A 23,783-nucleotide genomic window follows, 5' to 3' on the forward strand; every position below is an offset into this window, starting at 1 on the left:
GCCCGCCTTTCACTCTGCTTTAGGAGCTTCACCATGCAAATGATTAAAACCCGCGCCGCCGTTGCGTGGGGACCGAACCAGCCGTTGTCGGTGACCGAGGTGGACCTGATGCCGCCGCAAAAAGGCGAAGTGCTGGTCCGCATCGTCGCCAGCGGCGTTTGCCACCCCGATGCCTACACCTTGTCAGGCAAAGTCCGGAGGGGGTGTTTCCGGCTATTCTGGGTCATGAAGGCGGTGGCGTAGTTGAGGCGCTGAGCGAAGGGGTCACCAGCGTGGCGGTGGGCGATCACGTCATCCCGTTGTATACTCGGAGTGCGGCGAGTGCAAATTTTGCCGCTTCGGCAAACCCAATTTATGTCAGCCTATCCGCGCCACCCAGGGTAAGGGGCTGATGCCGGACGGCAAACCCATTTCCCATTACATGGGAACCTCGACCTTATGCGGAATATACCGTGATACCGGAAATTTCGCTGGCGAAAATCAATAAGGCCGCGCCGTTGGAAGAAGTCTGCCTGCTGGGCTACGGCGTGACCACCGGCATGGGCGCGGTTATGAATAGCGCCAAAGTCCAGCACGGGAATTCGGTCGCGATCTTTGGCCTTGGCGGCAGCGGCCTGTCGGCGATCATCGGCGCCCAGATGGCCGGTGCAGGCAAAATCATCGGCATTGATCTCAACACCAGTAAATTCGAGCTGACCCGCAAGCTTGGCGCCACCGACCTGATCAATCCGCGGGATTACGACCATCCCATTCAGGAGGTGATTGTCGAGCTGACCGACGGCGGCGTCGATTTTTCCTTTGAATGCATCGGCAACGTCAATGTCATGCGTTCGGCGCTGGAATGTTGCCATAGAGGCTGGGGCGAATCGGTCATTATCGGGGTCGCCGCCGCCGGCGAAAAAATCGCCACCCGACCGTTCCAGCTAGTCACCGGCCGCGTGTGGCGCGGTTCCGCCTTCGGCGGCGTAAAAGGCCGCTCGCAGTTGCCCGGTATCGTTAAACGTTATTTGAATGGCTAATTTCAACTCAACGATCTCATTATCCACACAATGGGACCTGAGGCGATAAATGAGCCGTTCAGCCTGATGCATGAAGGCAAATCGATCCGTTCCGTTATCCTTTTTGGCCAGTGATAAAAGGAGACAGCGATGACCGTCAACGTTGAGCGCATTGCGGCCCACCGCCTGTACGGCGGCTGGCAGTACCGCTACCGGCATCAGTCCCAGGCGACCCGGCGTGCCGATGACCTATAGCGTCTATGTGCCGCCGGAAGCTGCGGATAAACGGCCGCCGCAGGTGATCTTTTGGTTGTCGGGCCTGACCTGCACCGATAAAAACTTTAGCACCAAGTCGGGCGTGCAGCGCCTGGCCGCCGAGCTTAATTTGCTGTTGGTGATGCCCGATACCAGCCCGCGCGGCGAGGCGGTGGCCGACGATGAGGCCTACTATGAGGCTTACGATCTGGGCCAGGGGGCGAGCTTTTATCTCAACGCCACGGTCGCGCCCTAGTTATCCCATTATCGGATGTTCGATTACCTCAGCGACGAACTGCCGGCGCTTATCCGCCAACAGTTCAGCACGGGGGATCGCCAGCCCATCATGGGCCATTCGATGGGCGGCCACGGCGCGCTATTAATGGCGCTGCGTCATCCGGGTCATTCTGGTACTCGGCGTCGGCTTTTGCGCCGATCGTCAATCCCAGCGAGGTGCCCTAGGGCCCGTAAAGCCTTCGGCGAGTATCTGGGTCAGGACGAGAAAGCGTGGCGGCAATGGGACAGCTGCCGGCTACTTGCCGACGGCGGCGCGCAGCCGCTGCCGGTGTTAATAAATCAAGGCGATGCCGATCCGCTCATGCCGAAATAGCTGCAGCCGGAAACATGGGCCACGCTGGCGCGCCAGCATTAATGGCCGCTGACGCTGCGTATCCAGCCGGGCTATGACCACAGCTATTTCTTCATCGCCAGCTTTATTGATGATCACCTGCGCTTCCACGCCGGTTATCTGCACGCCTGATCCCCCGCGGTAACACCCCTCTTGTCCGGGGGAATGACGTTCCCTCGGATGCTAAAACCCGACGACTACTGTCCCCGGCAGGCGCAGAAAGAGGGGGTCGCCCGGATACATAGGCCTGACGGTCCTCCTGCCATCGCCCTATTCATTGACCCTGACCCAACACACGTCTACCGCCATTGACCGCCGTGCACGTCCGGCGAGCATCTTCCTCCTGCATCGTGCGCCGGTGTGCGACGGCAAGCGGGACGTCCACGCCCTGGCGTGTCGATCAAAAATCGATATTGGCCCCCAACAAGTAGCGTTTGCCGTCCAGCACCCGACCGTAAGTGACATAATCGACACGTTTATCCAGCAGATTATAAACCCCGGCCTGCAATTGTAGCTGTTTCGACAGCCGCCAGCTGGCGCCCAGATCGATAAAGGTGTAGGACGGCCGCCCTTCGCTCATACTGGTGCGTCCGAGGTAAGCCGAACTCTGGCCGCGATGATTGACCCGAAGCTAGCTGGCGATATCGGGTGTCATTTGCCAGTTAAGCGTGGCGTTGATTATATGTTTTGGCATTTCGTTTAGTGGCTTGCCGCTGAATTCGCCGCTCCGCTGTTCCGTCTCGGCGAAGGTGTAGCCGGAGACCAACGACCACGCCAGCGAGAGAGTCAAGTTCACGGTGGCCTCAATGCCGCGGACCCGGGCTTTATCCACGTTGACCCGGTTGCTGATAAATTTGTAGGCGACATCGCCGATTTTACAGACGCCGTCATTGGTCCCGCTCGGATCGGTGCAGTTGCGCACCTCGGTAATTTTATCGCGGTAGTCGGTATTAAACAGCGTCACTCCGGTGCTCAAAAAGCGGTGGTTATCCCGCAGCAAGGCGATTTCCTGATTGAGACTTTTTTCCAGCTTGAGATCGGGGTTACCGATAATAATGGCCGGCGCCCCGCCGCCGGTGACTTGGCCCCAGTCCGCCGCACCCTGACGCAAATCCGGCGGGCGATACCCGCCGGAAATGCCGCCCTTCAGCGTCCAGGTTTCGGTTAAATGCCAGACGCCATATAGCCATTGGTGTCCAATGGCTGCCGTAATTTTCGTCGCGATCCATCCGCAAGCCGGTGGTCAGAGCAAAGTCCTGGGTCACCAGCCATTCATCCTCGGCGAATAGCGCCCAGCTCCAGCGGTTTAGCTCGCTAAGAGGACGGGCGGAGGACAGTTGGTTTCCCTTATCGTTCAGCGTCTCGTAACGGTATTGGCCGCCGCCGCTGAAAGTATGATAGCCGAGATGAAGCGTGTTCTGAATGTTCATCAGGGTGTTAGCCATCTTCATATCTCGCGATGGGTTGCGGGTTTCTTCGCGCTGCAGATAGCTGGTGGTCATGCCGTTGTCATAATTGCCGTGATGCCTCAGTGCATAGTTATTACGTGTGTAACGTACATCGCTGGGGTCATTGCCGGCGGCCACCTATTTCCCAGGAGAACTGTTTCTGTCCTGGACAAAATGCCCTAAGTCCAAATTGATGCTATTGGCTTCATCCGGTGTCAGGGTGAAAGCGACGCTGCCGTTCTTCATTTTCTGGGCATTGTACCCCTCAAGAATGCGATCCTCGCCGCGGTGCGAGAGCAGGCCATTAAGCTTGACGCCCAACAGGCCGTCGATCAGGGGGCCCGCCGTATAGAGGCTGAATTGGTAAATATCCCCCGACGAGCAGCGATCTTCCTGCCAGATGGCCTCGCTGTGCACGGAAGCGCGCCAGGATTTACCGACCTGACGGGTGATAATGTTGATGACCCCGCTCATGACGTCGGAGCGGTACAGGGAGGACATCGACTGCGTACGACCTCAATCCGCTTAATCGCCGCCAACGGCGGCAACCAGCCCTGGTCGATGCCGGGACCATCGCTATTGGGGCACGCCGGCAGCGGGTATTGACGCGTTTGTTGTCTACTAGGATCAGGGTGTATTTGGCGGCTATACCGCGGATGCTGATGTCGCTGCCGCTGCCGGTGATCGCGACGCCCGGCACATTTTTTAGCGTGTCGGTAACATCAGTATAGGCTTTGGTTTCCAGGGTTTCCCGCGAGGTGACCGAGATGGATGCGGCGAAATCCTCGATTTTTTGTTGGAAGCCGGCGGCGGTGACGACCACGGTGTCCGTTTCAGTATTTGACGCGGCGGGACCCACCTTCGGGGCTTCCAGGGCAGCCATTAACAAGGACCATGGCGCGGGTAGTGACTCTGTTACGCATGACAAGATTTTCTTATAGTGTTTTCACTTAGCCTTGATTGCGTAAGCCATTGTAAGAAAATACTAATTTATATAAATAAAAATCACTCTCATTCTCATAAGTATTTGGTTTAATGGAAAGCAGTTCAGCACCGTGATCTTTACCCGGCCGGCAGGTGTTGAGAGCCAAGGATATGGCGCGGCAGGCGCCGAATAACCAGTGGCGTGCCGAGCGTTTAGGGCCAAGGTTCTGGCGCATCTGGTACCGGGGTACGCGGCGCGCAGGGAAGAATACGGGGGAGGCAGACGAATGTCGCGCGTAAGCGATGGCGGCGGGCGCCAAGAGACGGCCTTCTCGTGAGTGGAGGCGGAGGGGCCAAATGTTTTTATCGCCGTAGAGAGATAAAGGAATATCACTTTGGACAAGTGACTTGCTTCAGCGCCAGACGCGCGCCTCAATGGCTACCCTGTTGTCCTATCAGAGCCGCGTTTTCATGGCTTCAGTGCCACGCTCTCCTGTCAGGCCCGCGCTTTCCATTAGCGCCGCATTCTCCTCAGAGCCCCCTGTCCTCTTGTCTCGGCGCTGACGGCGGCGGGTACAGATAGGTCCCGGCGGACTGAGTAGACCATCAATCAGCACCTGCGGCAGGCCCTGTGAACAACGCTCAATACGGCCCTTGACGCCATAAACGCTGGCCAGACTGTGGCGGGCGTAATCACACGCTCAGGCGTGCCGTCCGCCAGCAAACGCCCATCGCGCAACATCAGCGCATGTTGGCCGTGGCGCAGCGCAATATTAATATCATGCACCACCATCAACGTGACGATATCGCGTCGCCGGGTTTCGCTGCCGATGAGTGACATCACGTGATATTGATAATTAAGATCCAGCGCACTAAGCGGCTCGTCGAGCAGCAACAGCGCCGGCTGGCGTATCAACGATTGCGCCAGACCCACTAATTGCTTCTGGCCGCCGGAGAAATTGTCCAGATATTGCAGCGCCAAATGGCTATTCCTAAACGAGTCAATAACACCATCACCGCCTCTTCATCGGCCTGATGAGCGCGGCCGCCGGAGGCGCGTTGCGCCACAATGACCGATTCCAGCACCTGTAAATGGACACCGGCGGGCAGGCTCTGCGGCAGATACACCACCTTTCCCGCGCGCCGGGCAAACGGCAATTGCATTAAATCTTCCCCCGCCAGCCAAAGCTCCCCGCGGTGCCGGGTTCAGACCGGCCAACGATCGCAGCAGCCTGGATTTGCCGCAGCCGTTGGGCTCCAGCAGCACGCTGATTTGACCACAAGGCAGACAGGGTACCTCGAGCTGGTCAAATTACCCGACGTTTCGGATAACCGGCGCTAAAGTCGGCGATACGCAGTCCCGCGGTCATAAATTCCCCCGGTGGCGCAAGATGATGCTCAGGAAAAACGGCACCCCGACCAACGAGGTCACAATGCCGACGGGGATAAGCGTGCCCGGAACGATATTTTTGGAGGCCACCGATGCCATCGACAGGACCAGCGCGCTGACGGGTAGATAAAAGCGGTGATCTTCGCCGACAATCAGCCGCGCGATATGGGGGGCCACCAGACCGATGGATCCAATAGGTCTGACGAAGGCGACCGCCAGCGCCGACAGAATACTGATACGCAGCAACGTGCCCAGGCGCAACCGCTTGACGTCGATACCGAAGCTTATCGCCCGGTCCTCGCCTAGCCGCAGGGCGGTGAGCTTCCAGGCGCTGAACATCGACCAGGGCAAGATAAGCGCAAACGCCGCACTTATTATGTTATGGTCAATTTCGGCCAGAAGGCGCGCGCCAGACTGCCCCTGGTCCAAAACACCAGGCCTTGTAGCGTATCTTCGGTGGCGATGAACTGCATCATCGACACCAGAGCGCTGAAGGTAAACACCAGCGCAATCACGAACAACACTACACCGGACGTCGCTACGCGGGTCCAGCGCGTCACGGCATCCAGCAACAGTGCCGCTAGCAGCGCGAAAATAAACGCGTTAATGGCGATAAACCAGGTTTTGGGCAGGCCGGGCACGCCGATTCCCAGGATAATCGCCAGCGCGGCGCCGAACGCCGCTGCCGATGATACGCTCAGCGTGAAAGGGCTGGCGAGGGGGTTATTCAAAATAGTCTGCATTTCCGCGACGGCCAGCCCCAGCGACAAGCCCGCCGCGACCGCCATCAAGGCGTACGGCAGGCGAATATCCCAGACAATCACCCGCGTCCCCGCATCGGCAAGCTGGGGATGGAACAGCGTGTGCAACAATGCCTTCAGCCCCAGCCCCGACGGACCAAGTGTGGAATCCACCAACACGCAGGCGGCAATGGCCGCCATCAACAGCGCCAGCAGCAGGCGCCGGCGAATAGGCGCTGATACTGCCCCGTCGCGGAGGTTCGGGATACGTCAGGCGTCGGTTCGGAGGTTATACACATCGTGGTACCTGAAAGGCTGGCTCGCAAACGACTTTGCCGGTCGAGGCTTGCTTGGGAGTGGCGTCTGGGAAATCACAGACGCACGCCGGCATGGCGGGCACCCGCGCCGACTTGGCGACCGTGAAACGCGCCCGGCGGGTGGGCCGGCAAAAATGAAGCGCTAACCATAGATCAAATGATAAAGCTTATCAATATTATTGAGCCTTTACATAACACGTATTGTCACACGCCTCACCTCAGCTCACCTGCCCCCGGCACCACCGCGAAGTGGTGACAAGAGGATAGTGATGACCCGCGTTATCGGGAAACGTCATGCCTTCATAACGGACTTACCGGCTACCGCGACGCCAGCGGTAGCCCCACCAGATAAGCAGGAACAGCAGAATACCGATATAGGTGGCGATGACGCCATTCCAATCAATCGTCTGCGCCAAAAAGGCCTGATAATTCTAACCCAACGTAATAAGCAGGCACAAGATAAACGCCAGCACTGGCCCCAGCGGGAACCACCCGGCCTTATCAGGCCGGGCAGCAAGATCGCGCCCCTGCTTCACATAGCCGCGGCGGAATTGGTAGTGACTGACCGCGATGCCCAGCCAGGCGATGAACCCGGTCATGCCTGAGGTGTTCAACAGCCATAGATAAACCTTCTGATTAGAGTACAGGGAGGAGAGAAAACACAGCGCCGCCACCAGCCTCGTCATGGCAAGCGCATAGCGCGGGCCGCCTCCTTGCGACAGGCGGGCGAAAATCTTCGGCGCTTTGCCCTCCACCGCCAGGGTATACAGCATACGCGTCGAGGCATACATGTCGGAATTACCCGCTGACAAAACCGCTGTGAGAATGACGCTGTTCATCACCGCCGCAGCCGACAGCAGCCCCGCATTGCGAAAGACCAGCGTAAACGGGCTGACGGCGATATCTTTCACATCATTACGCAGCAAGTCGGGGCTAATATAAGGAATAATCAGGCTGATAATCAGAATCGCCAGCACATAAAACAGCAAAATGCGCCAAAATACCTGCCGCACCGCCCGCGGTATATTTTTGGCCGGATCCGCCGACTCGCCGGCGGCGATACCGATAAGCTCAGTCCCCTGAAAAGAAAAGCCGACAATCATGGCGACGCCTATCATGGCGGCAAAACCGCCGGCGAAAGGCGCGTCGCCCACCGTCCAATTGTACCAGCCCGCATGCTCACCGCCGCGCAGGATGCCGATAATCATCAACACCCCCACCCCGATAAACACCACCACGGTGATAACTTTGATGAGCGAAAACCAGTATTCCGCCTCGCCAAAGTTTTTCACCGAGATAACGTTGAGCAGGAATATGATGCCCAAAAACAGCGTGCTCCAGATCCAGCCCTGGGTGTCCGGGAACCAATAGCTCATCACCAGCTGCGATGCCACTAGACCCACCGCGATGGTGACCCCCCAGTTGTACCAATAATTCCAGCCGAGGGCGAAACCGAAGCCCTCTTCGACATAACGTGAACCGTAAGGTGGAGAACGAGCCGGAAACCGGCATATAGGCCGCCAGTTCGCCGAGGCTGGTCATCAGGAAATACACCATCAGGCCGATTATCATATACGACAGCAGCGTCCATCCCGGCCCAGCCTGTGAGATCGACGCACCGGAGGCAACGAAGAAACCGCTACCAATGAAGCCGCCGATGGCGATCATAGTCAAATGGCGCGCTTTCAATTCGCGGCGCAGGCCGCTCGTCGGCGGGGGAGAAGAAGTTTTGTGACACATGGCGTTTGACGGGTCTCTGCAAAAATCGAGGCAGGATTGTAGCAAATCGCTCCCGTCGCGTACGCTCAAGTAGTCAAATTATAAGATAAATTTATAATTCATTGTCAATTATAAGAGTAACATGAGAAAACTGCCGATTTTAACACCGCAGCGGCTCGTCGTTGCAGCCGTTTATCGTTGCAGACCCCAGCCCCGCCAGACGTTCTTGCGGCGGCTAGGGGCATAACTGTGACGCTTAGCGGGCGTCTTCACCGGCGTGGTGCTGGCAAAAATCGATAAACCTCTGCAGGGCATGGGAGAGGTGCTTTTGCCGGTGATGCACCACATACAGCGTACGGTAAAGCGGCGGCGGCAGCGTCACCAGTGTACCCAACGCCAGCGCCTCCGCTACCACCTGGCGTGACAGATAGCTGATGCCTAATCCGTGACGTACCGCGTGTTTGATGGCTTCGGAATTACCGAGCTCCGTTTCCAAATGAAAGTGCGGCAAGTGCGAGAGCAGCAGGTGGTCAACGATATCGCGGGTGCCAGAGCCGCGCTCACGCAGTATCCAGGGCGCGTCCGTCCGCGCGGGCAACTCCAGGCGGCGCCCCGCCAGCGAATGGTCGGGTGCGGCAAAGATCACCAATTCGTCATTGAGCCAGGCGCGGATCACTAGATCAGGATGATGGCTCGGCCCTTCAATCAGCCCCAGATCGACGCGGAAATCCGCCACGGCGTTGATGATTCCCTGACTGTTACCCACCTGCAGTTACAGCGGGGTACCGGGCACCGCGCGCCGATAGCCCGCAATCAGCTCCGGCAGAATATAATTACCGATGGTACTGCTGGTGAACAGCCGCAAGGCGCCATTCCCCTGCGAGAACAGCGTGCCTATCTCCCTCGCCTGTTCAAGCAGCGCGACGGCGCGCGAAATAGAGCAAGCGCTTATGTTCATTACGCACCAGACGTTTGCCCACGTGGTCAAACAATTTTACTTTTAACTGCTGTTCCAGGTCGGTCAGCGCAGCGCTGACCGCCGACTGCGACAACGATAATACCTGGGAGGCCTGGGTGGTCGAACCGCTTTTCAGCACTTCGGCAAAGACTTCCAGCTGGCGCTGGGTAATGGCCATAGCTTCAGTAATCCAACATTTCAACGAAATAACCAACTATAATCATTTCTTTTTTCCTCTTCATCACTTTAACCGGGAGCCTAGCCAGGATGAGCGAAAACAAGTTTATCGGCGCGCACGTCAGCGCCGCGGGAGGCGTGGACCAGGCGGTTGCGCGCGCCCACGATCTTAAGGCAACAGCGTTTGCACTCTTCACCAAGAACCAGCGGCAATGGAAAGCGGCGGCGCTGACTACCGAAACCATCGATAATTTCCGCGACGCCTGTGAGCGCTACGGTTTTTCTTCCCGCCAGATCCTTCCCCATGACAGCTATCTTATCAATCTTGGCCACCCCACCCACGAGGGCATCGAAAAATCGCGCGCGGCGTTTATCGATGAGATGCAGCGCTGTGAGCAACTGGGCCTGAGCTTACTCAACTTCCATCCCGGCAGCCATTTACAGCAGATTGAGGAGGACGACTGCCTGGCGCGTATCGCCGATTCCATCAATTTGGCGCTGGAGAAAAGCCGGGGCGTCACCGCCGTCATCGAAAACACCGCCGGCCAGGGCAGTAACCTCGGCTTTCGCTTTGAACAGCTTGCGGCAATTATTGATCGGGTCGAGGATAAAAACCGTATCGGCGTCTGCATTGATACCTGCCACGCCTTTGCCGCCGGTTATGACTTACGCACCGAATTGGCCTGCGCCGACACCTTCCAGCAGTTCGCCGATATCGTCGGTTTTTCCTATTTGCGCGGGATGCATCTTAACGACGCCAAAACCGATTGCGGTAGCCGGGTCGATCGGCACCACAGTCTCGCCGAAGGCAAGATAGGTAAAACCGCCTTTGCCTGGATCATGGCCGATAAACGCTTCGACGTCATTCCGATGATTCTGGAAACGATCAATCCAGACATTTGGCCGCAGGAAATCGCTTGGCTGCAGGCGCTGGCCGCCGGCAAGAAAACCGCGGCGACGCCGGCGGCAAGCTGAGCGCCAAACAACATCGCCGGGAGAAAAAAACGGCCAGCAGAGCATGGCCTGCGGGCCGTGACGAGCCGGATTACGGGCGGGAGATCGACCGTTCAGCTATTCTGCCGCTGGCCTGAGCAATCGAATCCAGCAGCGCGCGAGCCGGCTGACTTACCAGCTTACCAGCTTACCAGCTTACCAGCTTACCAGAACATCTTGCCGCTGGCGCGACGCCCAGACAACCCTTGCCGGCGGGCTAACGCCCCCATGCCTTCGTCTTGTGGTTAACCGGGCATTTGCGGCGTTGGGTTTCCCGCCGGCAATGGAGGCCGAGCGCCTCAGGCCAGCGCTTTTACTCTCTGTTCGTCTGGACGCTTCAGCAAACTGTAAAGCACGCCCAGCAACAGGGTACCGGCGGCTATCGCGATGATATAGCCGGACACCGGCGAAATGGTGCCGGGGATAAGCAGCACAAACAGACCGCCATGGGGCGCCATCAGCGTTGTGCCAAACATCATTGACAGGGCGTTGGTGAGCGCGCCCGCCAGCATGCTAAGCGGGATCACGCGCATCGGATCGCGGGCGGCTGTAGCGATGCAAAATATTCTGGACTAATTTGCAGACAATTCTGGACTCCCTTAAACCCTAAAAAATGGCTATTTTGGACAGTCCAGAATTGTGTAGTGGTCAACTAAAACTAGCCACCGCGTTAGCGTTTTTCCAGTATCTATTTTCTGATTCGTTTGGTGGCAACCCACCGTTATATTTATGCGGCCTGAGTGCGCTGTAATATCCCACGATATAGTCGGTAATTTCATGAGCTGCTTCGCTGAAGCTTATGTAGCCCGTTACCGGTATCCACTCGTTTTTCAGACTTCTGAAGAAGCGCTCTATCGGACTGTTATCCCAACAGTTACCACACCGACTCATGCTTTGTTTGATCCGGTAACGTCACAGCAACTGTCGGAACTGCCTGCTCGTTCGTATAGTGGCTACCCTGATCGCTGTGGAACATCACTTCGGCTGGTTTACCACGCGTTTCCCATGCCATTTCCAGTGCTTTGATGGTCAGTCTGCTGTCCGGGGAGAACAACATAGCCCAGCCCACCGTTTTCCTCGCGAACAGATCAAGAACAACCGCAAGGTATGCCCAGCGTTTCCCAGTCCAGATATACGTCACATCGCCCCACCATACCTGGTTTGGCTCCGTTACAGCGAACTGGCGCTCAAGATAATTCGGGATCGCAACATGCTTCTGACCGCCACGCTTATACCTGTGCGCTGTACGTCGCCTGCTGACAACTGACCAGCCCCAGCTCTTTCATGAGCCTGCCTGCGAGCCAGCGCCCCATCCGGAAGCCTTCTCTGGGTTGCCATGGTGGCGATACTTCTCGCGCCAGCTGCACCATGGCTGATACTGTGCAGTTCATGAACCTGACTGCGCAATACCGTTCGCCTGCCGTCTGGCCTGTCAGGACGACTTTTCCAGTATTTGTAACTGCTGCGATGAACCCTGAACACGTGGCAGAGTGTGGCCACAGGATAATGCGCTCTGAGTTTCCCGATTAACGAGAACTGTTCAGGGAGTCTGACATCAAGAGCGCTGTAGCCTTTTTTAATATTTCGTTTTCCATTTCAATGCGTTGTACCTTCTTCTTGAGCTCACGTATTTCGATTTGTTCCGGGGTTATGGGAGAGGCTCTTGGCGCTTTCCCCTGTCGCTCATCACGCAGTTGTTTTACCCATTTTGTCATCGTAGAAAAACCGACGTCCATGGCTTCTGCTGCTGGCGCGGCGGTGTAATTTTGGTCGACAACCAGTTGAGCGGATTCGCGTTTGAATTCAGGACTAAAATTTTTTCTTTTCATTGGTGCACCCGGGTTGTTCTGAGGTGAGCATATCACCTCTGTTCAGGTGGCCAAATTCAGTGTGCCACTACAATATCAGGAATGATCCCTGATGGGTAAGCCATTGCCAATTTCGGATATTTACTTTTATCAAACATCTGTCCCTGCATCAGGGCATAGCCTGCGGGAATATTATCCAACGGCCAGGCGATAGGGGCACCGACAGGCAGGATACTGGCGCTGGTCGCTGCCGCAATACTTGTTGCAATGGCCTTAATTGCCGCCAGTAACTGCACTGACTAGCTTGCTATCGGGCTTCATGCCCACCTCAGCCAGAATATTTTTATGCTCCGCCTGAGTATCAATCATCGCGCCCTGCATGGCATTCAGCCATTTAGCGTGCACTGCCGTCCCCTCAGCACCGGTAGACGGGTCGCCATCATGTAACAGGCCATCGGCAGTGTCGATTGACGAAATAATCTCTTTCATTTAGGGTGTCTCCCCGTCATTATCCATATTTTGAGTCTGTGCTGGTGATTCTGCCACGTCCAACGCAGTGATACTGCCGTAGGCGACGGCTTTTACATTCTTGACAACCGTGCCATCACTCCCGTGGTAATCCCCCGAATTACCTGCTGCCTCAGGCAAGACCTTTTCCAGCGCATCGGCCATCACACCCGCCTGACGATGTTCGGCAAGGACATACGTGTGTAGCCCGTCAGCGTTTCGACTTTTGCAAAGCCATTTTCTATTTTCGCAATATCGCTTTTTATTCGCCGGTCCGAGTTATTTTGCCAGTGCCCCTGCATGGCATAAGCGCTACCGTCATCCTTAAAAACAAACCACTTAATGTTACCGCCACCGCGATTAATAATAAGGCGATGTTCATAATAACTGCCCACCACATCGGCACCGTAAAATTCCGTGCTCATGGCATTGCCTGGATAAGGGTAATAGCAGCATTCACCTGAACGTGTCTCGTTGCCGCTTTGCCCCCGGCCATAAAAATGGAGAATATCCGTGAGATGGCCGCCACCGGATAGCGAGACGCCTTTGCCAAAGGTCGCTCCGCCACTGGCGGTCAGTTTTTCACCCACTTCAAGGTCTTGTACCCAATGCAAGCGCTGGGTATTCCATTCGTCGGTTTTGACGTTGTTGGCGTACAGCGCCACGTTGCCTTTGCCATTGGCAATCAGCCCTGAATCGCTGTCGCCGACATTGACCGAATGGGTGATCTGCAGACTGCCGTTAACCGTGCTACCGGTACGCTTGTTCAGTGCGTTTTGTGCCTATTCAACGGTATTTTTTAACCCCAGATTGGCCACGAACGCCGCCTTATCCGGGATATCCGCGCCGTTGTTTTTCCTGAGCAGGCTGCGTTTTTCATTCTCCTGCCGGGCTTGCGCAATCAGCCCCTTGATGGCCTCGGCCAACTGGTTATATTGCGCCGGGTTGGGCTGCATTCCGGCGGCCGTCAGAATATTTTTCTGCTCGGTCTGGGTATCGATGACCGCCCCCCTGCATGGCGTCCAGCCACTGGGCGTAGACCACGGCCCCTGACATCGCCGGCCGGGGCGCCGTCATGAAACAGCCCGTCCTCGCTGTCAATCGGCGCGATAATATCCTTTATGGGCGCGTTTTCTCCCTGTAGTTAAACACCACTTGGGTGTGCGCGGGTTTCAGGTCCTTAAACAGCCCTTCAATCAGGTTCTGCCCAAAGGTCAGCAGCTTTTCCCCGGCCACCGAGCTACCGGCGCGGAAGCGGTAGACCGGCACCTGTGCGTTATCGATATTGACTATCCACAGCCAGATAATCTCCGGCACCCAGATACGCTCGCCGGCCCGGCCAACGCCGGCGCGGAACGGCGCCGGCTCGTCGAGGCTGACGCGGTAACCCAACGATTTGGCCAAGCTGATAAAGTATTGCCGGCTCAGGCCACCAGTGGCGTTAATCCTGGCCAGTACTTGCTGGCGACGCTGCTGTAGCGTCATGCTGCTGTCGGGGGAAATTCCCAACATCCACTTCCAGTCGACCAGCAGCCCGACTGCCAGAAAAAGCGTGATACCGTCAGCCACTTCGCCGGCGTGGATTTTCAGCTGTGCCAGGCTCTTCCCCTCGGCCTGCAGTTCGACACCGAGTCGCTTACCGGTAAGCGCATAGCTTTTCGGTGGCAGCAGGGCATTGAGCAGCTGCGCGTAATCGCGGCTGTTCATGGCATTTTCTCCACTGTGATGGTGCCTGCGCGTTCCACTGCACGGTCTGCTTGTTCACCACCGGCACCACATTGGCTCTGGGGGCAAGCAACTGGTAGTCCACCACGCCGACCACCTCGGATATCAGCGCCCCCAGCTGGGTTCTGACCGCCACCTCACCGGGGGCCAGGCGGTTAAAATAGTCACTGAGCGCGGTCGTAATCTGTTTGCGCGCGGCCTCCAGCGTCAGATTACTCATGCTAACCTGGACCGTGATACCGGCTTCCACCACCTCGGGGCCAGTACCAGACAGTCTTTCGCGGTGACCGGGCGCATCTCGTCAAGGTAGCGCTGCACCGCCTTAAGCGTCTCCGGCGACGGCAGGTCGTTATGGGTGACTATCACCACATCCACCGTACCGTAGCCCCGGCGCAGCGGGTAGCCATGGGCTTCGGTGACGCCGGGCAGAGACACCGCCCAGCGATGGTAATCGTATTGATTGCCGCCCGCCGGCGGACGGCGTATCACTTCCAGCAGGCGTGCCAGCAGGGCGGCGTCGGATTCGGCCTCGCTGCTGCCGACCATGCGGGTGATAGTGGCGTTGCTGTCAACATTATTGGCTGGGGCCATCAGCAGCGTCCCTGGCGTATTGTCCGCCAGATTGCCCTGGGTACCGTTTTGCGGCGAGCGGACGGGCAAGGTCAGGCTGCCCGTTGCGTCTATCGTGCCCGGCGCGGTGGTCTGGTAGCGCTGACGGCTGCCGGTGGGACGCAATTGCAGTAGGCCGGTAATGTTTGCGCCGGGGTTGCCGGTCAGGCGTACTTCGCCGCCGGCCGGGGTAGCTGCTTTCGACGTCAGGTTGCGCGTGCGGCCGTGCATTACCAGATAGTCATGGTCGGCGGTGTCCAGGAGCATTTGCCGCACTATCCACAGCTGGTGCTGGGTATAGCCCCTGCAGCGCGCTGGCAATGGTGTTCGCGCGTGCCGCGTAATCACCTGTCGGGACCGGTATCGGCGTCCGGCAACTGGTTGCGGATATCGCGCAAGAGCGTGTCGGCAATCTCGGTATGGGTGGGGGTGCTGTGTGCCATGGGGATATTCCGTTTAAATGACCTTTACCGGGTGAGTAAAGGTTTGCAAATTGCCGTTGGCGGCCACGACGTCGATATGCAGCCGCAGGTCACCTTGTGCCGGATGGCTGACTCGGATGTCAATGCGGCGAGCGCGGTTATCGGCCAGCAGTGGTTGCAATGCCTGTCCGGCATATTGCTGCTGGGCCAGTCGCCGGTGGTAGCCAAGTCTTTGGCCCGCGCCAGTTCGTGCACACGTGAACCCCAGCTGCGGGTCAGCCAAATATTGCCCGCGCGGCGTCTCATCAAGCGTAGTAGCCCGCGTTATGCAAGTCAGTGGTGCGAGTGCTGGTGTAATCACCGGTCTGGCTGTCAATCAGTGCGTCCATGGCGTCAGGGTAAAATAAGCGACGGGGCGGTAGGAGTGACGTGGGCGCAGAGGGTAACTGGTACGGTGGTGTGCGTCGCGAGCCGCGACGCTATCTTATCCGTTAACCGGTTTGTTGGACAGCCCAAAAGGTGTCGGAGTGCCTGTGTTCACTTTGCCGGATGTCGTTAATTTCCACCTCGGCGCTGCGCAGGGTGCCGCCCTGGTGCTCAATATCCCCCGCAAAGCGCCCCACCGCACCGCCGTCGTTAATCGTCATACCGCCGTGGCCGCTGATAGGCCCCTCGGCGGTCAGTGCCTGTGAGGTTGACAGCATCGGCGTCTCGAAGCCGGCGCGCTCTTCGGCCTGAACCTAATAGCGTTTGCATTTAACCCGATACTCGTCGCATTCCACCTCGATAATTCTTTTGCGCCGGATAACGATTTTGGCGCCTTCGTCACTGTAGAGTGCCACCTCGCCGTTTGCCAGCCCTTGCAGCCGGTAGATGCTGTGTTCGGTGGCAATCACGATACTATGGCGGGTACGGCCGCGCCCACCGGCAACACCACCGCCATGGTGCCGGCCGGCGGCACCGGGTCAGGCCGTAGTGCTGGAACAGCTCCACGTCCGGCGTACTCTCCCCGGCCAACGCCGGACAGTACGTGCGCCCAGGGGCGACGGGCGCGCCTCGATACCCAGCGGCGCGTTGCCGTCGGTCTGCAGCCCCGACAGCGCGGCAATCGGCTGACGGGTTGGCCAAGTGCTCACGTAGCGGCGCCATGTCTTTTCACCCAGCCGCCGCGCCCAGTCCTTATCCGCCCCTTTGAGCACGCGGCCATCACTGAGCGCCACCGTCAGCAGGGCAGTGACTTCGTTGCCGCTCGGTTGACGACCGAGTGCCGCCACTTGCTCACGAAGCTCATTAACCACGCTGACCGGGGCATAGGCAGCCGGATCAGGGGGCGTGCTGGTCTGCTGTGACAGCGCGGCAATCTGGTTATCCTTCTCGCCAAGCAGCGACAGCAGATTGATGCGGGCGGCCGCCGTCCCTTGTCCGCCCGACAGGCGATCAATGAGTTTTTTCAGCTCAACCGTCACCTCCTCAGGCGTGGCCGACAGCGGCAGATTCAGTATCCAGCGCAGTTGTTCTAACAGTTCATCCACGTTATTTTCTCCCGTGAGTTGTTGTGACGTGGCCGACAGCAGCGCCGCCACACCGTCAAGCGCCGGCAAGTTGGTCAGCGCGGCATTCACCAGGCAGGTCACATTGCCCAGCCTGTCGTACTGAAACAGCGGGGAGACAAAGCGGTACTCCCTGGCGGCAATCAGGGTGCGGGCACGCTCGGTCCATTCGACATCCACCGCAAACAGTCCCAGGCCCTCGACCCATTCCAGCTGCGAATACCAGCCGGCGGCTGGCGCGGGCTGGTCGTTCTCCCGGGCATGGATAGCCTGGTGCTCATAGTCAAAGCAGTACGACGTCTGGCGCGCCTGTGCAGCGTCAATCAGCCTCCGGGCCTGCGGTTCCTCCAGCCGCCAGTGCGCCACGTCGGTGGGGCGTGTATCCTGCGAGCGAAAGGTGCCGGCCGGAAACAGCTGGACACGGGTGTCGGCGCTTCTCCAGCGCCACGGTCAGTGCGGCAAGGCGGACGGTGTTTTTCACACGGTGGCGCTCCCAGAAAGTCTATTCATGGGAAACAGCCTAACCTGGGCGTCGGGTATCTCGTCGTGACGAGGGTGTAGGGGGTAAAAGTGGGGCAAGGAAAAGGACACAAACGGACTGCCATCAGACTACACCGCTGACGTGGGCGGCGATACCCCGTTTAAAACCCATTTAAATCGCTCCAGAATCGCTTAACGCGGCTTCACCCGCACCATCCCCGCCTGCCTGACTATCAAAAAACGCGCCACGGCCTTTACAGAGTGTTACTCGTCCAGCGCGCGCTGGAAGGTAATCATTGACGGTGTGCACCAGGGCCTGATAGTCTTGGCCGGTCAGACTGAGAAAAAGCCGCGCCGGTATCGTTGAGCCGGGATGATTGACGCCTTCTACCACCCGGCCGTTAAAGGCCGGCGCCCTTTTATAGCGGGGGCGAATGATATGGGGCAGGGTGGTGCGCCCTGCTGGTGAATGCGCGCATTCATTACATTGGTCCCCACCACGGCCTGCTCGTTATCGGCCTCGCTGTCAATGGAGGCGGCCAGCCGCCCTGATTGCTGCAGGATTTTGCCGGCGCGGTCAATGGGCAGCTAGCGCGAGCGGCCTTTCTGCTCGAAATTCTCCATCACCGCGTCATACAAATCTCCACTGAAGGTGTGCATCAACGGCTGGCGGTGGGTCAGGGACCGCGCCAGCCGCTCAATGGCTTGACGCAAGATATCGGTAACAGTGATCGTGACGTCAATCGTGGTGTATACTCATGGCAGGGTGGTTGTTTCCAATGGGTAACGGTTGCTGTCACGCTGCCAGCATAATCCGGTTCGAGTCCGGTACCACGCCTTTGCAGAACAGCGCGTCCACCACGGTAGGCCGCAATGCGCCGACAGGGCGAACGGTGCCGAGTGCCTGCTGCCGGGCCATCACCTGACTGACCCAGTCACCGGTATCGCGGTTGCGGGCATGAAGCAACGCCGGGTGGTCCAGCGTTTCCTCTACCGCTTGCGCCGCCAGCCGGGTATCGGCAGGGGCGGCGCGTTTGAGCGGCGGCTCGCCGAGATGGCTGAGGTAGCCTTTGCCGGGGTTTAGATGAAAGCCTGCATCCGGGGTAAATACGTGGCCGCTTTTGGGGTCTTTCAATCCTGTCACCGGCCGTGTCTTACCGTTCACGCCTTGCGGCTGGTCAACCGTGACGCGATAGTCGTCGGTGGACTCCAGTCCGATGGGGTGACGTGCAAGCTGGTCGGCCGTCAGCGCCCGTGTCCGGCTGCGGCAGTTGTAACCGTTAGGGGGAAACAAGGTGTCCCAGCCCGCATCGTCATAACGGAACACCCAGCCATGCAGCGCGGCATGGCTGGGGCGGGTGGGGCTGTCCATCACCGCCACATACTGCCAGTAGGGGCGCTGGCTGACGTTCTCGCGCAGCCGCTGATGGCGCCCGGCCATATAGGCAGGTTGGGTATTGGTGCGAAAAATGGTCTCCAGTCGGTAAGGCAACAGCTTTTTCCCCTCCAGATCGCCGTCTGCTGAGGCTTTTAGCCCTTTGCCCAGCCAGCCCTTGCGCTGAAGTAGCGGTAAGACCTCATCCTGGAACTGTGTCAGCGTCTTGCCGTGGCGCAAGCTGTCCGCCAGCGTGGTTTTCATGTCAGTTAACACATCCAGCTTAAGAATACCCGCCACCGTAAAAGGCACGGGCGTGCGCCTCGTCGGCCACGTCCTGCCAGCGAAAACCGAAGGCGTAGCCCTTTGATTCAAAATACGCCACCGCCTTTTCCGGCGTCAGGGTCATGGCATAGCCCAGGTCAACGGTCATTGAGTCACCCCCAGATGTCCGCGACAAAAATGGCCCTGGTTATCAGCTGCCGCAAGGTCTGGTCGTCAAGCTAGGGCCAGGCTTCCGCCAGCATGGGAGGTCACCGCCTCTAGCGTCTGCCCCTGCTGCAGGGCGGTGACCAGCGGGGTCAGCCGCGTCTGCATGGTCTGGTTGACCGGCGTTGCCAGTCCGCCGGGGGCGTCTTCCAGTGCCTGTGCGATGGCGGTAGGCGTGTACGCAACGCTCAGCGCCGCCATGCCCGGCCAGCACTTCGGCATCAGGCTGGCCCCGGTAAAGGTCGGCAGGTTATCCGGCGGTGCAGCAGGGGCTCGCCGTCCCGGACGGCGGGAATGCCGCTTTCCGCCAGCGCCCAGGCCACCGGCACGGCGCTGCGCACCAGGAGATCCAGGGTCTCGGCGGTCTCCTTCATATCGCGTGGCTGGCGGGTATCAAACTCAAAGCGGCACATGCGGCGCGGGGTGATATCGCTATAGCCGTTAAGCTTGAGCAACGGGTAAAGCAGGTCGCGGGTCAGCGTACCGGCCTGCTTGCACCGCATCACTGGCGGTCAGCTCATGGCGCACCTCGTTATGCACGTTGCCCAGGGCATTGGTGCTGGTCTTGCCGTCCGCCTGGGTGGTCAGGGTGCCGCCCAGAATGACCTTGGACTGGGTGCTTTCGCACCACTGCATCATAATACTGGAACGGGTCGACCTGCCCTTGTGCAGCGGACTCAAAGCGTATAACGGTGCGCTCGTGGATAATGCCGCCAGCGTTATGCCCAGGTCGCGCAGCGCCCACAGCAGCATGTTTTTCTCTTCCTCGCTGGCCCCGTCGGAATAGGTGCCCACCCGCGTTGGCAGGCCGTAGATTTCCAGAAACTTTGCCAGGTCACGGGCGGCAATATTCTTGAACAGGTAGGTCCATACCAGTACCCGGAACAGACCGCTTTCCGCCACCCAGCCGCTTTTGGCCTGGTGACGATGCAGCAGCCAGCCGAAGGGATTAAGCTTAGCGCCGTCGAGGCTGCCGTCAATCAGGCGGATGGCGGGCGTTACGGTTATAAGTCGCGGTCTGGAACCAGCGTTGCGGGTGCTTGTAGAAGGCGCAGGGCAGCCAAATGTTTTCCGCCTGTTTCCAGCCGATTTCCACGGCGGCAAAGCCGTGACCAATGGTGTCCAGCAAGTCAAACAGCAGCGTTTCAAACTCCGGCAGGTCTGAAAACCATTCCGCCGCGGCGTCCGCCATGGCTTTTTCCTGTGCGCCCGGGATGACGCGGCGGCACAATGCGCCAGATGAGCGGCATCACCGAACGACGGCGCTTGCTCATCTCGGCAAACAGGTGGCGGTGGCCATCGCGCTCCTACACATCAAAAAACAGGTCAGCCTGGCGCACCAGATGCCCCTGTTCGGCCTCGCTCAGGATGTCATACGCCCGGCGGATATCGATGCCCAACGAGGGGTGCTCGGTCAGTTGTTGATAACGCAGGTGGCGGTCATCGGCAGTCTGTGGCTGCGTCAGGGTGCGGCGGCGCAACAACCGGCCGTAAATATCGGTGAGCATGCCCATTACCAGCCTCCACGGGAAAAGCCCAGCCGTCCGGGGTGACGGTCACCGGACAATGAGCGGTATTCGGTTTTCGCGGGCCGTGGGTCACGGCCAGCGTCCAGAGCATGTGCAGCGCATCCGGGCCGTCGTCATGGTCGGCGCGGGGAAAGTGGCGCAGCTGCTGTATCAGGGTGGTATGACTGGCGTGCAGCCGGATAAGCCCGTTTTCCATATGGGGCTGCAGGGTCTCGATACGCAACAGCTTGTCGGCATGAGGGATAATGGCCCGCGCCTGCACCGGGTGACCCAGCGCGGTGCCGCGCGTTTAATCAGCTCGGTGCGCAGGAACTCCTGGAACTGCACCGCCTCAATACCCCAGACCAGGCAGTGGTATTCCTTTTGCAGGGCGATGATGTTGCTAATAATGGCGTCCGGCCGCCGCTTGCGTATCTGCGCTTCCACCACATCCAGCACGCCGCTGGTGCGATTAAAACCGCCGACCAGCAGCGCTGACGGGTCACGGCTGGCCCCAACCTTGCCGAGGCTGGGGTCGCAGGCCCCGTAGAAGACCCACTTGTTAAGCCGGTTGATCCAGAAATGCAGGCAGTGGGCAAACAGCGCATCCTCACCGCTGACCGGGTCATTTTGGTACTCGGCGTCAAAGGTGGCGTAACCGTCCCTCCCGGGCGCGGATATGCATCAGGTTCAGCAGCGGGCGGGCGGACCAGGAGACTTCCGCGCCTTCCTCTATCTCGGTACGCTGTGACGTATAAAAATCCTGCGCCGCGGCCTCTCCCTGGTTACGCAATACCTGCTCCCAGGTCTCCCACAGCGACAGGTTCACCGGCCACTGGCGCAGGGCCTTAAACCGTGCCTGCCGCCACAATGGGTTATTCAGGGTGCGTGATAACACCGAGTCGTAATGCAGGATGGTGCCGATATACACCATATCGAGTTTTGCGCCCGCGCCGCCCAGCGGCAGCACGGTTTTTCTCAGCCAGCTTTCCAGCTTGTCGCGCTGGTCCGGGTTGCGCACCTGCTCGTCGTTCTCAATATCGTCTAGTATCACCAGGTCAGGGCGGTACGGCCCGTGGCGCAAGCTGCGCAGTTTTTTGCCGCTGCCGGCCACCTGCACCTTGATATCATTGCGCGTCAGAATAGTGCCCATCTGCCAGACGCGACCGACACCGCAGACTTCGAGGAAGTCGGCCCGCAAACCGGGGGTTAAATTCCAGCTCGGCCTTGATGGTTTCGAGCATCGGGTACGCCTTGGTCGATGGAGTTCATCACCATCAGGGCATAGTGCTTGATGCCACGTACCAGACACCACAGCACAAACAGCTGTCTGACCAGCGTTGACTTGGCCTCTCCGCGCGGCGCGGCGATGGCGTCCTGCTCGCCTTTCGGGCTAGCGACTATCTTGTGGCAGGCGCTGAAACAGACAGCCATGCAGTTCACTGGGGTCGGCATGACGGATATAGTGCGGGAAATAGGTCTGCACAAAATAGCGATAGCCGTTCACCGGATCAGCCACCTGTAAACGCCGCGCCGCCATGGTTTCAGACCCGGTATCAAAACCCAGGCATTCGGCCTCAATGGTGCGGCGCAGACTGGAGGCCAGCGTAGCCAGCGAGTGCTGGAATTCACGGATGGAAAATTTCGCCGCCATATCTCGCTTTAAATCCCCTGTAACCGCGGTTTACACGCCATGATAACGCTCAGCCAGTACCGCATTGATGCGCGACACCAGGGTCTCTGGCACCGTGTCAACGCTGCCGGCGACACTCGCCAAACATAAAAAGTGCGCACCGCCGCCCAGACCGACAGACACATTCTCGCCGGCGACCCTGACCACGCTGACCTCGGCCGGGTCGAGGTACACGCCCGGCAACAGCTTGACCAGCTGCTTCATGCCAGCGCCGCCTCTATCTGGTTTTTGATGCGGGTTGACGCCTGAAAGGGTGTTTCGCCATAGGCGACATCCACGTCATGCACCGCAACGTCGCGCAGCTTGACAAACACCTCGCCGCCGTCGCTGACCCAAACCTTGGTGATTTCCCCGGCGATAACGGCCACATCATCCCGGATTTCAACGAATTGATTAGCCATAATGTTTTTCCAGTACCGGTCCGAAAGCCTCAAGAATGTCAACAAACGCCGCTAGATGTCGGGGGTGTTTGTCCTGAATAAACACCGAGGACAGCTTCAGGGCTTTCATGGCGGTGGCCAGCTGACTGGTCTCGGGCAGGCTTTTTTTGCTGGCAGCAATGGACTTGCTCCACGCATCCGTTAAGCGTGCCAGCAGCTCAACCCGCGCTGGGGCACTCAATGTGTCAGCCAGGTTGGCCTTTTCCAGTGTCTCCTGAAACTGCGCCATCAGGCTGGTCAGGATGGCGCGCGCGATATCTTCCGGTGCGCCGTTGGCCAGCAGATGGGCGCTGCGTATCACCTCCCAGCCATCGCCATTGTTCAGCGCCTCTTTTTTTCCAGCGCCGGGCGGAATGCACACTGACGCCGCACTGGATTGCCGCCAGCTCCAGAGACAGGTTGCCGAACACATAAGCCCGGCGCAGCCCCTCGCGGGTGGCCCTGGAATGCGCCATTACACCCCCCAGTCGCGCCCGTATGAGCGCCAGCCCGGTGGCGACCACGCCGCCGGTGCCGTGCGCCCTTCACCTGCAGGCGGTCAAGGCGGCGGTCGATACCGTCGAGCTGGGTACGAATGGTGCGCAGCTCTGCCAGCACCGGCGACATCACATCCTGTGGTTTCATGAATCA

General features: G+C 58.8%; 28 protein-coding genes and 11 pseudogenes. 3 read left to right on the forward strand and 36 right to left on the reverse strand.

What is annotated here, in order from left to right:
* Nucleotides 1-33 precede the first annotated feature (33 nt).
* Both ACTBDU_RS03025 and ACTBDU_RS03030 read left to right on the forward strand, forming a co-directional pair.
* Nucleotides 34-1,133, forward strand: a pseudogene (locus ACTBDU_RS03025) (S-(hydroxymethyl)glutathione dehydrogenase/class III alcohol dehydrogenase).
* Between the two features lie 109 nt (nt 1,134-1,242).
* Nucleotides 1,243-1,863 (forward strand): annotated as a pseudogene (locus ACTBDU_RS03030) (alpha/beta hydrolase-fold protein).
* Here the strand turns inward: ACTBDU_RS03030 and ACTBDU_RS03035 are convergent.
* The 7 genes and pseudogenes from ACTBDU_RS03035 to ACTBDU_RS03065 all read right to left on the reverse strand — a co-directional run bounded on the left by ACTBDU_RS03035 (nt 1,822) and on the right by ACTBDU_RS03065 (nt 9,555).
* Nucleotides 1,822-2,007 carry a hypothetical protein gene (locus ACTBDU_RS03035; RefSeq protein ID WP_438805510.1) on the reverse strand — a complete coding sequence of 62 codons (186 nt, stop codon included), beginning with the start codon at nt 2,005-2,007 and terminating at the stop codon, nt 1,822-1,824. The pseudogene ACTBDU_RS03030 and the gene ACTBDU_RS03035 sit on opposite strands and share 42 nt — an antisense overlap.
* Before the next feature lie 274 nt (nt 2,008-2,281).
* A pseudogene (locus tag ACTBDU_RS03040) lies at nt 2,282-4,212 on the reverse strand (ligand-gated channel protein).
* 67 nt (nt 4,213-4,279) lie between these two features.
* Nucleotides 4,280-4,489 carry a hypothetical protein gene (locus ACTBDU_RS03045; protein WP_438805511.1) on the reverse strand — a complete coding sequence of 70 codons (210 nt, stop codon included), beginning with the start codon at nt 4,487-4,489 and terminating at the stop codon, nt 4,280-4,282.
* 351 nt (nt 4,490-4,840) lie between these two features.
* Nucleotides 4,841-5,623 (reverse strand): annotated as a pseudogene (locus ACTBDU_RS03050) (ABC transporter ATP-binding protein); the annotation flags it as partial.
* Nucleotides 5,620-6,682, reverse strand: a pseudogene (locus ACTBDU_RS03055) (FecCD family ABC transporter permease). The pseudogenes ACTBDU_RS03055 and ACTBDU_RS03050, both read right to left, overlap by 4 nt.
* 329 nt (nt 6,683-7,011) lie before the next feature.
* Nucleotides 7,012-8,440, reverse strand: a pseudogene (locus tag ACTBDU_RS03060) (amino acid permease).
* A 235-nt stretch (nt 8,441-8,675) separates the two neighbouring features.
* Nucleotides 8,676-9,555 (reverse strand): annotated as a pseudogene (locus tag ACTBDU_RS03065) (LysR family transcriptional regulator).
* An 89-nt stretch (nt 9,556-9,644) separates the two neighbouring features.
* On the opposite strand from ACTBDU_RS03065, the gene nfo reads away from it, so the two are divergent.
* Complete coding sequence (gene nfo, locus ACTBDU_RS03070) at nt 9,645-10,529, forward strand: deoxyribonuclease IV (RefSeq protein WP_438805512.1); 885 nt, start codon at nt 9,645-9,647, stop codon at nt 10,527-10,529.
* 317 nt (nt 10,530-10,846) lie between these two features.
* Here nfo and ACTBDU_RS03075 read toward each other — a convergent pair.
* From ACTBDU_RS03075 to ACTBDU_RS03215, 29 genes and pseudogenes are all read right to left on the reverse strand, one after another.
* Nucleotides 10,847-11,104 (reverse strand): annotated as a pseudogene (locus tag ACTBDU_RS03075) (PTS fructose transporter subunit EIIBC); the annotation flags it as partial.
* Nucleotides 11,105-11,195: 91 nt separating this feature from the next.
* Nucleotides 11,196-12,376: pseudogene (locus ACTBDU_RS03080) on the reverse strand (IS3 family transposase).
* A gap of 71 nt (nt 12,377-12,447) precedes the next feature.
* Nucleotides 12,448-12,588: pseudogene (locus ACTBDU_RS03085) on the reverse strand (tail fiber protein); the annotation flags it as partial.
* A 40-nt stretch (nt 12,589-12,628) separates the two neighbouring features.
* Nucleotides 12,629-12,844 carry a hypothetical protein gene (locus ACTBDU_RS03090; RefSeq protein WP_438805513.1) on the reverse strand — a complete coding sequence of 72 codons (216 nt, stop codon included), beginning with the start codon at nt 12,842-12,844 and terminating at the stop codon, nt 12,629-12,631.
* Complete coding sequence (locus ACTBDU_RS03095) at nt 12,845-13,027, reverse strand: hypothetical protein (RefSeq protein WP_438805514.1); 183 nt, start codon at nt 13,025-13,027, stop codon at nt 12,845-12,847. It abuts the gene before it with no gap.
* Nucleotides 13,027-13,527 (reverse strand): hypothetical protein, encoded by a 501-nt coding sequence (locus ACTBDU_RS03100; protein WP_438805515.1) that lies wholly within the window; start codon nt 13,525-13,527, stop codon nt 13,027-13,029. The genes ACTBDU_RS03095 and ACTBDU_RS03100 overlap by 1 nt, the downstream gene beginning before the upstream one ends.
* 117 nt (nt 13,528-13,644) lie before the next feature.
* A complete protein-coding gene (locus ACTBDU_RS03105) occupies nt 13,645-13,818 on the reverse strand; it encodes a hypothetical protein (RefSeq protein WP_438805516.1) in 174 nt (57 codons plus the stop codon).
* Nucleotides 13,819-13,981: 163 nt separating this feature from the next.
* Nucleotides 13,982-14,569, reverse strand: coding sequence for a YmfQ family protein (locus ACTBDU_RS03110; RefSeq protein ID WP_438805517.1), 588 nt, complete (start codon nt 14,567-14,569; stop codon nt 13,982-13,984).
* Nucleotides 14,499-14,807, reverse strand: coding sequence for a hypothetical protein (locus ACTBDU_RS03115; RefSeq protein WP_438805518.1), 309 nt, complete (start codon nt 14,805-14,807; stop codon nt 14,499-14,501). Before ACTBDU_RS03115 ends, ACTBDU_RS03110 begins: the two co-directional genes overlap by 71 nt.
* A complete protein-coding gene (locus ACTBDU_RS03120) occupies nt 14,804-15,463 on the reverse strand; it encodes a baseplate J/gp47 family protein (RefSeq protein ID WP_438805519.1) in 660 nt (219 codons plus the stop codon). Before ACTBDU_RS03120 ends, ACTBDU_RS03115 begins: the two co-directional genes overlap by 4 nt.
* A gap of 189 nt (nt 15,464-15,652) precedes the next feature.
* Nucleotides 15,653-15,799, reverse strand: a complete 147-nt coding sequence (locus ACTBDU_RS03125) for a hypothetical protein (protein WP_438805520.1) — start codon at nt 15,797-15,799, stop codon at nt 15,653-15,655.
* A 310-nt stretch (nt 15,800-16,109) separates the two neighbouring features.
* Nucleotides 16,110-16,322 (reverse strand): hypothetical protein, encoded by a 213-nt coding sequence (locus ACTBDU_RS03130; protein ID WP_438805521.1) that lies wholly within the window; start codon nt 16,320-16,322, stop codon nt 16,110-16,112.
* A 36-nt stretch (nt 16,323-16,358) separates the two neighbouring features.
* Nucleotides 16,359-16,514 carry a hypothetical protein gene (locus ACTBDU_RS03135; RefSeq protein WP_438805522.1) on the reverse strand — a complete coding sequence of 52 codons (156 nt, stop codon included), beginning with the start codon at nt 16,512-16,514 and terminating at the stop codon, nt 16,359-16,361.
* A 69-nt stretch (nt 16,515-16,583) separates the two neighbouring features.
* Nucleotides 16,584-17,582 carry a phage protease gene (locus ACTBDU_RS03140; RefSeq protein ID WP_438805547.1) on the reverse strand — a complete coding sequence of 333 codons (999 nt, stop codon included), beginning with the start codon at nt 17,580-17,582 and terminating at the stop codon, nt 16,584-16,586.
* A 453-nt stretch (nt 17,583-18,035) separates the two neighbouring features.
* A complete protein-coding gene (locus ACTBDU_RS03145) occupies nt 18,036-18,236 on the reverse strand; it encodes a phage virion morphogenesis protein (RefSeq protein WP_438805548.1) in 201 nt (66 codons plus the stop codon).
* Nucleotides 18,237-18,362 (reverse strand): hypothetical protein, encoded by a 126-nt coding sequence (locus ACTBDU_RS03150; protein ID WP_438805523.1) that lies wholly within the window; start codon nt 18,360-18,362, stop codon nt 18,237-18,239.
* Between the two features lie 82 nt (nt 18,363-18,444).
* Entirely contained in the window at nt 18,445-19,323 is an 879-nt protein-coding gene (locus ACTBDU_RS03155) for a phage head morphogenesis protein (protein ID WP_438805524.1), read from the reverse strand.
* Nucleotides 19,307-19,456, reverse strand: coding sequence for a hypothetical protein (locus ACTBDU_RS03160; RefSeq protein WP_438805525.1), 150 nt, complete (start codon nt 19,454-19,456; stop codon nt 19,307-19,309). The genes ACTBDU_RS03155 and ACTBDU_RS03160 overlap by 17 nt, the downstream gene beginning before the upstream one ends.
* 65 nt (nt 19,457-19,521) lie before the next feature.
* On the reverse strand, nt 19,522-19,734 hold the full coding sequence (locus tag ACTBDU_RS03165) for a hypothetical protein (protein WP_438805526.1): 213 nt from the start codon (nt 19,732-19,734) through the stop codon (nt 19,522-19,524).
* The gene (locus ACTBDU_RS03170; RefSeq protein ID WP_438805527.1) at nt 19,734-20,015 is read right to left on the reverse strand and encodes a phage portal protein family protein; all 282 of its coding nucleotides are present in this window, start codon (nt 20,013-20,015) and stop codon (nt 19,734-19,736) included. The genes ACTBDU_RS03165 and ACTBDU_RS03170 overlap by 1 nt, the downstream gene beginning before the upstream one ends.
* Complete coding sequence (locus ACTBDU_RS03175) at nt 19,954-20,520, reverse strand: phage portal protein family protein (protein ID WP_438805549.1); 567 nt, start codon at nt 20,518-20,520, stop codon at nt 19,954-19,956. Before ACTBDU_RS03175 ends, ACTBDU_RS03170 begins: the two co-directional genes overlap by 62 nt.
* Nucleotides 20,489-20,743: a phage portal protein family protein gene (locus tag ACTBDU_RS03180; protein ID WP_438805528.1), complete on the reverse strand. Its 255-nt coding sequence runs from the start codon at nt 20,741-20,743 to the stop codon at nt 20,489-20,491. Before ACTBDU_RS03180 ends, ACTBDU_RS03175 begins: the two co-directional genes overlap by 32 nt.
* 76 nt (nt 20,744-20,819) lie before the next feature.
* On the reverse strand, nt 20,820-21,026 hold the full coding sequence (locus ACTBDU_RS03185) for a hypothetical protein (RefSeq protein WP_438805529.1): 207 nt from the start codon (nt 21,024-21,026) through the stop codon (nt 20,820-20,822).
* Nucleotides 21,026-22,674, reverse strand: a pseudogene (terL, locus tag ACTBDU_RS03190) (phage terminase large subunit). The gene ACTBDU_RS03185 and the pseudogene terL overlap by 1 nt, the downstream one beginning before the upstream one ends.
* Before the next feature lie 30 nt (nt 22,675-22,704).
* Entirely contained in the window at nt 22,705-22,917 is a 213-nt protein-coding gene (locus ACTBDU_RS03195; RefSeq protein WP_438805530.1) for a hypothetical protein, read from the reverse strand.
* Nucleotides 22,914-23,114 carry a hypothetical protein gene (locus ACTBDU_RS03200; RefSeq protein ID WP_438805531.1) on the reverse strand — a complete coding sequence of 67 codons (201 nt, stop codon included), beginning with the start codon at nt 23,112-23,114 and terminating at the stop codon, nt 22,914-22,916. The genes ACTBDU_RS03195 and ACTBDU_RS03200 overlap by 4 nt, the downstream gene beginning before the upstream one ends.
* Complete coding sequence (locus ACTBDU_RS03205) at nt 23,107-23,436, reverse strand: DUF1804 family protein (RefSeq protein WP_438805550.1); 330 nt, start codon at nt 23,434-23,436, stop codon at nt 23,107-23,109. The genes ACTBDU_RS03200 and ACTBDU_RS03205 overlap by 8 nt, the downstream gene beginning before the upstream one ends.
* The gene (locus ACTBDU_RS03210; protein WP_438805551.1) at nt 23,339-23,563 is read right to left on the reverse strand and encodes a hypothetical protein; all 225 of its coding nucleotides are present in this window, start codon (nt 23,561-23,563) and stop codon (nt 23,339-23,341) included. Before ACTBDU_RS03210 ends, ACTBDU_RS03205 begins: the two co-directional genes overlap by 98 nt.
* Nucleotides 23,475-23,777, reverse strand: coding sequence for a hypothetical protein (locus tag ACTBDU_RS03215; RefSeq protein ID WP_438805553.1), 303 nt, complete (start codon nt 23,775-23,777; stop codon nt 23,475-23,477). The genes ACTBDU_RS03210 and ACTBDU_RS03215 overlap by 89 nt, the downstream gene beginning before the upstream one ends.
* Nucleotides 23,778-23,783: the final 6 nt, after the last annotated feature.

The sequence above is a fragment of the Sodalis sp. (in: enterobacteria) genome (genome assembly GCF_051710625.1).
In the GTDB taxonomy this organism is placed as follows: Bacteria; Pseudomonadota; Gammaproteobacteria; order Enterobacterales; family Enterobacteriaceae; genus JBPESN01.